This is a genomic window from Paenibacillus sp. GL_099_B (assembly GCF_057835695.1).
In genome coordinates, this window is sequence record NZ_CM174430.1 from 3,016,156 (window position 1) to 3,029,217 (window position 13,062).

General features: G+C 44.7%; 9 protein-coding genes. 8 read left to right on the plus strand and 1 reads right to left on the minus strand.

Translation table 11 applies throughout. From position 1 onward, the window contains the following. The first annotated feature begins 71 nt into the window (after nt 1-71). The 5 genes from AC3ITG_RS14010 (at nt 72) to AC3ITG_RS14030 (ending at nt 7,583) form a co-directional block, all read left to right on the plus strand. A complete protein-coding gene (locus AC3ITG_RS14010) occupies nt 72-2,456 on the plus strand; it encodes a polyprenyl synthetase family protein (protein WP_489254079.1) in 2,385 nt (794 codons plus the stop codon). A 195-nt stretch (nt 2,457-2,651) separates the two neighbouring features. Beyond that, on the plus strand, nt 2,652-5,288 hold the full coding sequence (locus AC3ITG_RS14015; protein ID WP_489254080.1) for a PAS domain S-box protein: 2,637 nt from the start codon (nt 2,652-2,654) through the stop codon (nt 5,286-5,288). Between the two features lie 230 nt (nt 5,289-5,518). After that, nucleotides 5,519-6,076 (plus strand): MarR family winged helix-turn-helix transcriptional regulator, encoded by a 558-nt coding sequence (locus AC3ITG_RS14020; RefSeq protein ID WP_489254081.1) that lies wholly within the window; start codon nt 5,519-5,521, stop codon nt 6,074-6,076. Nucleotides 6,077-6,196: 120 nt separating this feature from the next. Continuing rightward, nucleotides 6,197-6,676, plus strand: a complete 480-nt coding sequence (locus AC3ITG_RS14025) for a hypothetical protein (RefSeq protein ID WP_489254082.1) — start codon at nt 6,197-6,199, stop codon at nt 6,674-6,676. Between the two features lie 31 nt (nt 6,677-6,707). Continuing rightward, nucleotides 6,708-7,583: an SDR family oxidoreductase gene (locus AC3ITG_RS14030; RefSeq protein WP_489254083.1), complete on the plus strand. Its 876-nt coding sequence runs from the start codon at nt 6,708-6,710 to the stop codon at nt 7,581-7,583. Between the two features lie 72 nt (nt 7,584-7,655). Here AC3ITG_RS14030 and AC3ITG_RS14035 read toward each other — a convergent pair whose 3' ends face one another. Then, a complete protein-coding gene (locus AC3ITG_RS14035) occupies nt 7,656-9,422 on the minus strand; it encodes an ABC transporter substrate-binding protein (protein ID WP_489254084.1) in 1,767 nt (588 codons plus the stop codon). 147 nt (nt 9,423-9,569) lie between these two features. Here AC3ITG_RS14035 and AC3ITG_RS14040 point away from each other — a divergent pair, with 147 nt between their 5' ends. The 3 genes from AC3ITG_RS14040 (at nt 9,570) to AC3ITG_RS14050 (ending at nt 12,932) form a co-directional block, all read left to right on the plus strand. Then, nucleotides 9,570-10,805, plus strand: coding sequence for an MDR family MFS transporter (locus tag AC3ITG_RS14040; RefSeq protein ID WP_489254085.1), 1,236 nt, complete (start codon nt 9,570-9,572; stop codon nt 10,803-10,805). A 122-nt stretch (nt 10,806-10,927) separates the two neighbouring features. Next, on the plus strand, nt 10,928-11,752 hold the full coding sequence (locus tag AC3ITG_RS14045; RefSeq protein WP_489254086.1) for a stalk domain-containing protein: 825 nt from the start codon (nt 10,928-10,930) through the stop codon (nt 11,750-11,752). A 448-nt stretch (nt 11,753-12,200) separates the two neighbouring features. Further along, complete coding sequence (locus tag AC3ITG_RS14050; protein ID WP_489254087.1) at nt 12,201-12,932, plus strand: Stf0 family sulfotransferase; 732 nt, start codon at nt 12,201-12,203, stop codon at nt 12,930-12,932. Nucleotides 12,933-13,062 lie beyond the last annotated feature (130 nt).

Here is a 13,062-nt window from a genome sequence, read left to right on the forward strand (position 1 = left end):
TCCATGGAGCACCCTCAAACTCCTTTCATGGATACATGTTTAACATTATGAGAAGTTGAGGTATCCATCCTATGAATAACGTACTCACAGATCAGGCTGATGCAGGATATCGGTTGGCTGAGCAGAAGGCAGCTCAGTATTTTACTTCTCTTCATGAACAACTTCTGAATAACACGTATACCACTGCACTTACGCAAGATATTCACTTGTGGCAAAAAAAACATATTCAACCTTTTTCCTGGTTATCTTTTTTATCACCAAGTCAAAGAAAACCGGATTCCCGGGATGCTCATAGATATATCCATTGGCTTAATGTTACAGGCAAACTGGATGATTACTTGGATCGCAGTATTTCTTACATTTATATGCGAGATCTGGGCAAAGCCCTGGACTCCTTGGATACCCAAGCACGCATTAAGCGTGTCGCTCAGGATACCAAAGCGTATTTTATGCGTTCAAATACAACCCACCGCAAGGGAAGCCCAGATTATATCAGTCTGGCCGCTTTGTATCGCTGGGCCCAGAAGGAGAACGTGGAAACAGCTGTTATCTGGGTCATCAGCAAATTGAAAAATGTTGCTTCCAATATTCCCAAAGAACTGGATTCAGAACAGGCACAGCGCAAGCTGCTCAAGATCATTCTTGGTGTTGTTCTGCATGTGAACGATGATATGAATGATGAGACTCCCCAGGTAGAACGTTCCGAGAGGCTGGACGCTGCGATTAGGCTCGGTTATTCTTACGGATTGACCTATCCATTTATTGATGACCTGCTGGATTCGCAGGCGTTGACTGCGCAAGAGAAGGAACAGTATTCTCTCTTAATTCGCAATGCGCTTCTCACCGGGATTGTGCCGGATATCGGCGAATGGAAGGGAGACAATCTCAAAGTCATTCAATATGTTCATGCCGAGCTGCGTGATGCGTTCGAGTATATCAAGAACTACCAGCGCCCTGAGACGCAGCGCACATTCTTCGAGCAATCCTATGTATTCTTTCAATCTCAGGAAATAGACCGTGCCAAGAAACTATCGAACGCGAATTACTCCAATGAAGAACTTTATATTCCAATCATTATTAAATCCTCATCCTCCAGACTCATTGTTCGTTCCGTGCTCAGTGCATCTGCGGATGAAGGTTTTGATCTGCGGACATTCTACTATGGCATTTATAATCAGCTCGCGGACGATTTCGCTGATATGTTTGACGATATGGAGGAGAGAGCAGTGACTCCATATACTTACTATCTGAAGTATCGTGACCTGCGGCCCGATCTGATCAATCCGTATGAACTATACTGGGCGGTTATCTCTTATCTGATTCATGAGGTGTACCATTCAGATGCGAAGACCCGGGAGGTCATACTGGATCGGGCTATTAATGGTCTTAAGCGTTGTAGAGAGCGTTTGGGTCAAGAACAATACAACGAAGTGATGAACATCTTTGCCTCCGGACAACCTGAATTCAATCGCCTCATTCAGCAAATGGTGCGAAAAGCCGATGATGTGGATTTCCTGGATAAATTGCTGCGGGATCAGGTCATCCTTCAATTGCAGAATGACAAGCAGGAAAAACAGGATTTTCTGGATACGATTCGCACGGTTCGTGAACAGATCAATATTGAATTGCAGATATCCAAGCCGGGTGGACTTCCGGAGATGAAAGGCACACTTATTGATGCAGCGAATTACAGTTTACAAGGAGATGGAAAACGGCTAAGGCCGATCCTGACCTGGGTGATGGGTGTGCGTGAATATGGTCTGCATGAATCATCTATCATTCCTCTTCTAAGATCACTGGAATACATGCATACGGCTTCACTGATCTTTGATGATCTGCCTACCCAGGATAATGCTTCGACCAGGCGGGGGCGCTCTACCTTACATCAGGTGCATAACAGCGCAACAGCGGAATTGACAGGTTTATTTCTCATTCAAAAGGCCATTGGCGAGCAATCTTCCCTCAATCAGTTTGATGCCGCAACCGTGCTTACCCTGATTCAATATTCCGCTGAAAAAGCAGAAGATATGTGTATGGGACAGGCGATGGATCTGAATGCCAAAGGCAAAGCATTGACCCTGGAACAATTGAACATGATCTGTTTCTACAAAACAGGCATTGCTTTCGAGGCTGCACTTGTGATGCCAGCCATTCTGGCTCAGGTGAAGGAAATGGAGATTGCCTCCTTAAAGAAGTTTGCGTATCATGCGGGTATCGCCTTTCAAATTAAGGATGACCTGCTGGACCTGGAAGGGGATCATCGGGTACTCGGTAAGCCGGCAGGTCAGGATGTACGGAACAACAGCTCAACCTTTGTATCCATTCTGGGTGAAGATGGCGCGAAGAAAGAGATGTGGGAGCACTACTGTCTCGCAACCGATGCGCTGAACGAAATGCCAAAGCCGATTTCTTTTCTGAGGCATCTGTTGGATTACATCATTGGACGGGAACGTTGAGATTTTTTCCTGACTAATCCCATGCTCAGCATGATTTATATGAAATAAAACAAAGTTGCCTGGATTCCATGCGAATAGAATCCAGGTCTTATTTTGCTTTAATGACACAAACTCTTAGAAAATGAGATGTTTCAACAATTGAAAATTCGGGTATTAAGCAAATATTGTGTTTATACACCAAAAGGAGAGCTTAAGATGCAGGTTCAAAAGGTCGATCATCATGGATTGTTTGAGCAGATTTATAATCAAGCACCTATTGGGATTGCACTTGTTGCTCCAACAGGACAGTGGATGAAAGTGAATCCTGCTTTTTGCAGTATGCTCGGTTATACAGCTCAAGAATTAATCCTTCTTCATTACCAGGAGATCACCCATCCCGATGATTTAGCACAGGATCTGATGTACGAGAGCGAACTGTGTGAAGGTAAATCTCAAGAGTACAGATATGAAAAGCGTTATATTCAGAAAAATGGAGATGTTTTATGGATATCACTGCATATATCCTTGGCTAGGAACGAAGTCAGCGGTGAACCTCTGTATTTTATTTGCCACGTTGTAGATATTACGGATCATAAAACAACCGAACTAAAGCTGCTTCAAACGGAAGAAATGTTCAAACTTATTTCCGATAATGCACAGGAAATCATCTATTTAGCGACCTTTGACGGTATTTGTCGTTATTGTTCTCCTTCCATTTATAATCTGCTTGGTTATTCGCCAGAAGAAGTGGTGGGGAATAACAATACCGCCGTGTTCCACCCGCAGGATCTGGAACGTGTCTCACAGATTGATTTGAGCACAGGTCATATGTTGAATATGCAGGTTCGCCATAAAGATGGACATAGTCTTTGGTTTGAAACCACCTATAAGGTTATCGGAGACCCTGGGCAGGAACAACAAATTCTTGCCATTGGTCGGGATATATCGGAGAGAAAGAAACATGAGGAAATTAGTGCAGAAGCTGAACGGATAGCCATGATCGGCAGTTGGGAGTGGAACATGCTGAGTGGCCATGTTTCCTTGTCTGATCAGATATTCGAGATTTTTGACTTAGATCAAAACAAGCTGTATAAGGCCAGCGATATCTATACATTTATGGAGCCGACAGAGGGGCAGCGATTGAAGGAATGTATTGAATGGGTGAAAACGGGTCAACCGCTTGATTTTGAATATCGACATCTGGGCTCAGATGGTAAAGAAAAGTATCTTCATCTGCGGGGATTAATTACCTTTGATGAAGATCAACAACCGATACAGTTAAACGGAACTTTGCAGGATATTACAGAGCGTAAACTCGTCGAATTCAAACTTCAGGAATCGGTGGAACGTTATACTTCACTCAAAAAATATAATCATGATGCCATCATTTCTTTTGATATGGACGGCAATATCATAAATGCCAACCCGGTAGCTATGAAAATGACTGGATGCCCGGTTGTGGAAATGATTGGAACAAGTATATGCAGGTTCATCGGACCGTATCATCTCGGACTTATTCTCAATAGCCAGTATGAGATGGCTGAAAAGGAAATCAATTCCATTCAGCACACAGATGGTTATGAGACAGAAGTGTTGGCAACCCTTGCACCTATCATTATTAATGAGAAAAACGTAGGGTTCTACCTGATTGCGAAGGATATAACGGAACAGAAAAAGCTTCTTGTAGCCAAAGAGACTGCCGAACGAATGAATAAGGCAAAAAGTGAGTTTTTGGCGATGATGAGCCATGAGATTCGTACACCCATGAACGGAGTGATTGGGATGACGGATTTGCTTCTGGATACGCCTGGACTTAGCGGAGAACAAAAGGAATACATTGAAATCATTCAAAAAAGCGGGGATTCGCTGCTTGCGATTATCAATGATATTCTGGACTTTTCCAAAATAGAGTCGGGTAAAACCGATCTGGTGGATGAACCTTTTGATCTTAAGGAAATCGTGACGGAGACGGTTAATATTGTAACGCCAATGATTCGGGAGAAGCAGTTGGATCTTCGTCTATGCCTGGATGACGCCATTCCTGTTCCCCTGTATGGGGATGCTTACCGTCTAAAACAGGTCCTAACCAACATCATTGGTAATGCAGTAAAGTTCACACCGGAAGGCCGTGTTGAGATCGAGGTGAAGGTTACCGGACAAGAATATAATGACGTTCAATTTCAGTTCAAGGTGAAGGATACAGGGATTGGAATTCCAGTGGAGAAAAGAGAGCATTTATTCGAAGCCTTCTACCAATTGGAGAATTTCATGACACGCAAGCCTCAAGGTACTGGACTTGGATTGGCCATCAGCAAGAAGCTTGTAGAGCTCATGCAGGGTGATATCTGGATTGAAGAGTCCGACGATCCGGGGACCACATTTATTTTTACAGCGTCGTTTAAAGCCAGCAACATGGAGGAATTCAACAGATACGATCTTCAGCAGAAAAAGAATAAAGCAGATCAACTTCGAATTCTGATTGCCGAGGACAATGAAGTGAACCAGCTTGTTCTGCGCCGGATGATTGAGAAGAAAGGACATCTTGTCGATTATGTAGTGAATGGAATAGAGGCAGTGGAAGCTGTCAAACGAAGTGCGTACGATATTGTGTTTATGGATGTGCACATGCCTCGACTGAACGGATTCGAAGCGACCAAAGCCATTAAGGAATCAATGCGGCCAGAGGCATGCCCTTATATTGTCGCCGTTACTGCGAACGCAGTTAGAGGGGATATGGACAAATGTCTGAAGGCTGGAATGGATGCGTATGTAAGCAAACCAATTAAAAGTGAATCCATTATGCAAGTGATGGAGGAGTTTTACAAAATCAAGAAACTTACGGATCGTTTATGATTTGCAAACGAACATGACAATGGAGAATATATAGTATGTACCATTGCAGACATGCCCATGGTTTAAGATTTCTTTATGTGTATGAACGGATTCTCTTTTGTTGGACAAAAGAGCCGTTGACTTATCCTTGTGATAAGTCAACGGCTCTTTAACGTTAGACGGAAATCGGAGTGGATAGAAAGTGCTGAATAAAAGTTGACAAATATATAGTTAGGCGCCATATTATATCTATGAGCAACCATAATAAAGAAACAAATGACATGTATCTCATCCCCTCGTTAGTACAAACGAAGCGACAGGTTGATCGCTATCAATTAGATGTGGATGCACAAGCCGTGCTTGTTGCATCCAGGCTGATGGTAGCGGGAGCCAAGCTTGGGCATGCTGCGGAAATTCACTTCGCCAGATTTGGTTTATCGACAGGTCGTTATCGTCTGTTAGCAGATCTAGAGGATAACGATGGTGAAGAGCTGCCCTCTCAACTCGCGGAAAATCTGGGCGTTACTCGTGCAACCGTAACTGGTCTAATTGAGATTCTCGAACGCGATGGACTGGTCGCTCGTCGGACGAGTTCCGTCGATGGCCGTCAGAAGTCAGTCATCTTGACAGCCAAAGGCGCCAAAAAGCTGACGGATATGGCTTCGGAGCATTTTGCCAGATTGGAAGCGATGGTCGGCTTGCTTACAATTGAGGAACGGAGTGTGTTTCTCGATCTGCTGGGGCGTGTAACCCAAGGCATCTCGGCACTTACAGATGACTCAATCGACCTCTCTGAACCCAAATCCTAGGAGCATAACAAGAAAGGTGAAACGGGCTAGATCAGCTAGCCCATTTTCATCGCGATATAGTTAGGCGCCTAATTACATAGTGAAACATAGAGTTTAATTTCAAATAAAAGGAGTAGTGATATGTTGAACCAAAAAGACCCCATTCGATCAGAGGAAAGTTATGCTGTTCGATCAGCAAAGCCTCGCCAAAAACCGTTTGTGTTATGGCGAGAATTAATCCCAGCTTACTTATCGCCTGCCATTATGGCAGGCATCGGGGGAATCGTTACCGCTGATAAAGTGCTTCAGTTACGAGCCCTAACAACGATTGGAGGGGCGTCCCTGTTGATGGCTTTCGGTATTGGACTCTGGCTGCGTAATCGTGGAAGCCGTAGACGCTGGGTGGCGAAAACGCCTCGTGTGATCGTCGTGGGTTGCTTTGCACTTGCAGGCGCAATGCTTGGCCTTATGGCCTCGTGGGGGATTTCCAACATGCTGCATATCGTAAACCCTAGTCTTTCATGGACTTGGCTGGATCATATCGGGTTCGATTTCCCCCTGTCCGGTGCATTAGCCTGCACGATCATGACCTGGCGTTGGAGAGCTTCCTTTACAAAATAAATGAATTCACTTGAGAAGGAGATATGAAAACATGATTACTATTATTGGAGCAACAGGTATGATTGGAAATGCACTTTTGAGACGTTTGATGGAGGGCGGCGTTCCCGTTCGGGCAATAAGCAGAGAGCTGGATCAGCTTCGTCAACAAATCGTGAACTTGGCATTGTCCGGTGTTGAACTTTGTATTGCCGATGCGAATGATCCTGAATCAATGCGCAGAGCTTTGGCGGGTGCCAGCCAACTATTCCTTGCGTTATCCAACAGTCCAAGACAAGTGGAATTAGAGACATCTATTATTCAGATAGCTGCGCAAGAGGGAGTGAAGCATATCGTCAAAATATCCAGTCCAGCTTATGAGGAACGTTCACCTGTAGCTATAGCAAAATGGCATGCCGATATCGAGCAAGCTCTCGTGACATCCGGAATTACGTATACCATATTGCGGCCTTATGCGTTCATGCAAAATTTGCTGCGTCTCGCACCAACCATAACAACCCAGGATATGTTCTTCGGCTGTATTGGAGATTCACCGTGTAACTTCATCGATTGCCGGGATATCGCAGATGTTGCCGCGGAAGTAATGACACGGTTCAAGCCGGATAACAGCATATATACGTTGACGGGTTCAGAAACGTTCACCTATCCACAGATTGCAGATAAATTGTCCATCCTGCTCAATCGACCGATCGAGTTCGTTAACCTCAAACCTGAGGCGTTGCGAACTGATCTGATCGAACATGGACAGATGCCTTCTTGGCTCGCAGACCACGTTGTGGAAATCCAGACGATGTCTACCGTTGTGTCTGAGAAGCCGACAGATACCGTTCAACGCTTGCTCGGCAGAGAGCCTCGCTCGCTCGATGCATTCCTGGAAGAGTATCGGGATGCATTTAAACCGAGGCCATAACCATGCAGTGAACTAAGGAGAATCTCCCTAAAAATTCTTTAGGGGGATTTTTTGGGTGAGAACCAAACCTCACTACTGATTTTTGATCCATAGTTTGGAGATATCCATGAACCCAAACTCAGCCGTTTGCATGCCGAAGATACTTTGGTCCAGCTGGGCTTTTTTGTTCATGTGACAACCGTGTAAAATCCAACAGTTATCTCGCAGCAATCCCTCTGCTTCATCCAGCAGTACCGATCGTTTCTCGTTATCCAGCTGGGCGAAATGGTCTAATTTCTGGTCCAGGATGAACTGTACAGCAGGCGTTAGGTAAGCGTGCAAATGATTGGATTTGTTTTTGAAGTAATTAATCATACCAAATTGCCAGTCATCCTCCAAAATTTCCTCAGCCATCATCAATGTAGCATCCTTGTATTTATCAGGATGGGGATAGTGAGCAGAGAGATGAAGCTCAATGTTCAAACCAATCTCTTTTCCGCGCTGTTGTAACCAATTGGCTTCTTTTAAACCTTTATTCACCGGGTATGACAGAATGATAGGCTCTCCCTCGTAACCACTTCGCATCAGCAGCTTCTTGGCATCCACAAGCGAAGTTTCATGCCATGTTGTTACCGCGCTTTTCCAGGGAAGAAAGCTGTTCGCTGGTGTAATTCGGTTTCCGCCAAGCTCTTTTACTAAACGAACTGGATCGTAAACAAGTCTAAGTGCTTGTCGAAATTCCAATTGGTGATGGATCCCTGCTTTGTGGAAATTAAATAAAATATATCGGCAACCCAGTGCTGGATAATTGACAAGGGTCGTTTCATTGTTGCTTGTATTCAGCTTCATTCGGTCAGTTCTTGGTAATTCATAATGATGTTCATTAGGGCCCAGCTCTGGTACAAACCAAATATCCACCTGGTCAAGATGCGGACGGATGCCATAATACCCATCGAAGGCACTAAGCACCAAAACATCTTCATTCATTTCAATGATCTGAAAGGGTCCGGTACCGATCAGTTTTTTGGATACATCTACATCATAAGGAAGAATCGTCATGGGAATACAGCTGAACAAGTGCAGGAAGAAGCGATTGGGACGACTTAAATAAAAGCGGATGCAGTAATCTCCATCAGCTTCGACACGCTCGACATCCCGATAGTGCCAGCTCATTGGGCTGTCCAGATCCTGAGTTCGCTGCAAGGTTGCTTTGACGTCCCGGGAGGTCATCGCCCGGCCATGGTGGAACCGCACTCCTTTACGCAGATAGAAAGTCCACATCTTATGATCCTCACTGGACTCCCACATATGTGCCAATTCTGGAAGGAAGGTTTCGGTTTTGACATCATAGGTGATCAGAGTACTGCAAACCTGACCCAGCAGATAGGTTTCAAAAGCGGTGTAAACATAAGCGGGGTCCAGCCCTGTTAGTCTGCGTGATCTCATCATGCGCAGCACATCCTGACCGGAGGCCGTTTCAGCATGACTGTGAAATCCCATCTGTTTATTCAACGAATTCAGCAGCCGCTCCCGGAGAGCGTCGTTCTTCTCTGTGCTGCCGATCAACTCGATCGCTTCCTTCATTTTGCCTCTGCCCATGAGCTCCAAAAAGCTCTCCTCGAGCGCCTCATTCACACTGCGCAGCAATGTCATCTCAGAATGATGTCCCCGGCCACGCCCGGGCTGCCAGTGAATAAAGCTTTGTTCCTCCAGCTTGCGCAGAATAAACTTCACATTGCGTGGGGTGCAGCATAGGGCAGCGGAAAGGCTCTCGATCGTTACCGGAACCGCTTCATGAAATTTAAGAGAAAGTTCTTTTGCTGTGGCAAGACGCAGATAATGGGTTGTTGCTGTATCCATATGAAGTGCTCCTTCTTAAAGGGTGAAATGTGCTTACGTTTTCTTACACTTTTATTTCCCCCTTTGATCCATACAATTATACATAAAGGGATAGGGCAAGGGTAGCCCATCTGAGACAAAAACATCTAGAACAGGAGAACCATACGCATGAAGCAACATTTACGTCAAATTCACCCTTTAGCATGGACAATCATTGTTGGAACGATGTTTGGACGTCTTGTTACGTCCATGAGCATCCCGTTTTTATCCATTTATCTGACTCAGGTACTGGGAGCTACACCAACACAGACTGGAGTTACCGTCGCGGTCAGTTCTCTGGCGGGGGTCATGGTCAGCTTTTATGGAGGTTATATTTCCGATCGAATCGGTCGCAAAGTAGTCATGATGGTCTCCGTATTTGGCTGGGCATGTGTTTTCTTCATCTTTTCAGCAGCTGAGCATCTGTGGGTATTTTTTGTAGCCAATACGTTAAACGGTTTATGCCGCGCCGTGTTTGAGCCCACGTCACGTGCACTTCTATCGGATATTACTCCACCGCAAAATAAACTGCTTGTCTTCAACCTCAGATATGCCGCCATTAATCTGGGTGTCGTGTTCGGACCCATTATCGGACTTCAGCTTGGATCAGCCCAATCGCCGTTTCCATTTATGATCTCCGGGATGGTATATGTTGTTTACGGCCTGGTCTTGTTCCTTCAATTTCAATCACAGCGTGCAACCCTACCGGAACACGTTCAGGTCACTGCGCCTCGTTTACGAGATGCCTTGGCTACCACCGGCCGCGACCGCGTATTTTTGCCGGTACTTATCGGGACTACTTTTTGCGTACTCGGTTACGGACATTTTGGCTCGACCCTGGCACAGTATGTGGCGCAGAATCCACTTTTTGAACATGGAAGTCAAGTGTATTCCTATATGCTTTCACTTAATGCATTGACTGTACTTGTGGTACAATACCCGATCGTGCGGGTGGCCAGCAAATTCCCACCGGTTGTGCCCCTCATCCTTGGAAACCTGCTAGTCGCTACAAGTCTGTTCCTGTTTGGCATAGCTGAAGGCATTATGCTGCTGTTGATCAGCGTCATTGTGTTCACAATTGGGGAAGTACTCATGTTCACCATGATGGATATGCTGATTGACCGTATTGCCAAACCGGAATGGAAAGGAACCTACTTTGGCACGATTGGATTCAATAACTTGGGCAACGTAATGGCACCGATTCTGGGAGGGCTGTTATTAACCCAATTTGGAGTGGGCAATGGTCTGTTCATCTTTGTACCGCTGGCACTGACGACAGCACTCGGCCTGCCTTTTCTAATGGTAGCGAACAAACGCCTTGTCATCAGGGAGAGGGAAACAACACCAATACAAGTGAGTGCCTAGCTTAAGCGATGCCAGTTGCATGGCATATAAGCATTAGCTATTTTAACTTTTTTTGGAGAAAGGTAACTTTCATTGAGAAATCAGCGTTTAATTAGTTAAACATTTTCTCATGGGGGTTCCAAATGATATTTAAAAATTTCGCTTTAACATTGCTGGCGTGTGTTATGTTTGCCGCGTTTTCAACGCGGAGTTTAGCTGAGAATGCCACGCTAGAGATTGGGACTGGCGTGTTGTCCAATAACCGAGTACTAATTCCTTTGAGGGTTGTGTCCAGCAACTTGGGAGCAGACGTAACGTGGTATAAGGAAGGGAAGAGCATTCGAATTCAAACGGATGAAAAAGAAATTTGGCTTGTGGTTAACTTTAAAAATGCGAGAGTGAATGAACAGATCATTAGAATGGATTCTCCTGTTGAAATAATTGGCAATACTGCATATGTTCCGCTGAGATTTGTCAGCCAAACGTTAGGAGCCAAGCTAGAGTGGAATCCACAAACTAAACAGGCCACCATCCACTTGAATAATCAAAACATGATTGTAAGTATGCAAGAGGAGACGATCCAGGTACCTAATTCTGCGAAAATAACCCAGGGGCGGTTAAATGTTTTGTCAGAGAAATTGAATGAAATTTCAGGCTTGTCTCAGATTAAGCAGGTCGGTGCGTATTTCAAGCCTTATTTTACAGAAGATTTAATCCAATTTATTCTCAGGAGGCAGGATCTAGTAAGTGATTGGATGGCGTATGATGCTCCAGAGACTTCCGTTTATTATACAAGCAGTACAACAGCGACGTTATCCCAATCGTTCGTAATCGGAAATACATTAACGGGTGATTCTCATTATGTTAATGATCGAAATATTGAATTTGTTTACACTAATGGTGAATGGAAAGTGAATCAGTTAATGTTTAATCTCAGAGAAATTCCCTATTTGGGTTATGATCGTTGAAGTAGCAGCATATGATGTTCTGTGGCATGAAGGAAATAACAATTGAGTTAATATTATCTTGACGGATTACGGTGGAGCGAATACAATAAACAACAAATATGTGTGACGGGTGGTTAAGATGAACATGTTCCAGACAGGGCGCATTCTGAATCGATAACTGAATACGCATGAGCAAGTGACTTAACCAATGTTTTTTTTGTGTTGGCGTTTGGACAGTCATGTTTGTGCACCCCTGTCGTGGACGCTCATCATTATTGCGTGCAGAGGAGAAATCCGGAAACGCTTCTTATTTCATATGGTTCTCTTATTGTTACAAGCTGTAGATGAACATTAGTTCATCTATGGCTTTTTTTGCATGCGTTCCACCCAATTTGTTGCACATGGAAGGGAGATTTTGTAGTGCTTTTTGGTATGAAACTACCCCTAGGGGAGAAAGAGAGGCAGCGATATGAAACGACCTGCTCAAAGTTATACCATTTGGTTTTCCCAACGAACCGGCAGTACCCTGCTGGGTGAAGCATTAAGTTCTACGGGTGTCGCAGGATATCCAAGCGAGTGGCTGCATTATCAGCATAAGAGCCCAGACACATTAAAGCGTGAAGATCTAGAGCAGATCTGGGATCAGGGAACAACGTCGAACGGAGTATTCGGAATCAAAATTAATTTTGAACAACGATGGATTGACGCATTCCGCAGTCTCTATAGTCTGCCAACAGCGTTATCGCGGGCTGAGGTATGGAGTACGGGCTTCCCTAATTGCACCAAACATATCTACATGACGCGTCGCAACAAAGCCAGATTGGCTGTGTCATGGTGGAGAGCCATTGTCTCGGGTGAATGGCACCGCAAGCACGGAGACAGTCCTCAGTTACAAGATATTGCAGATCAATATAACTTTGATGCGATTAAACATCTGCTTGTGGAGAGTAACATGTGCGAAGCTGCAATCGAAGATTTCCTGTCCGAGTCAGGCATTGTGCCGCTGACGATTGTTTATGAGGATTTTATACAAGATTACGAAGGGACCGTCATGAAAGTGCTAGAGTTTTTGGATGTTCCATCTGACGGTGTTGCCGTATCGCCCCCGTTCTTTGACCCGATCGCAGACGAGATTTCTGAACAATGGGTGCAAAGATTTCGAGAAGAATGCCAGAGGGATTGGGAGAATGTTAAATGGTAAACACACTTGGTAAGATTCATCCACGGGTTGGAAATGTTGCATTTATTGTTGTTATGTATGATTCATCTTAGTGAGGGACCAAAATGCTTTGAATCGCAAAAATGGAATAGAAATGCTATACGAAGGGGTG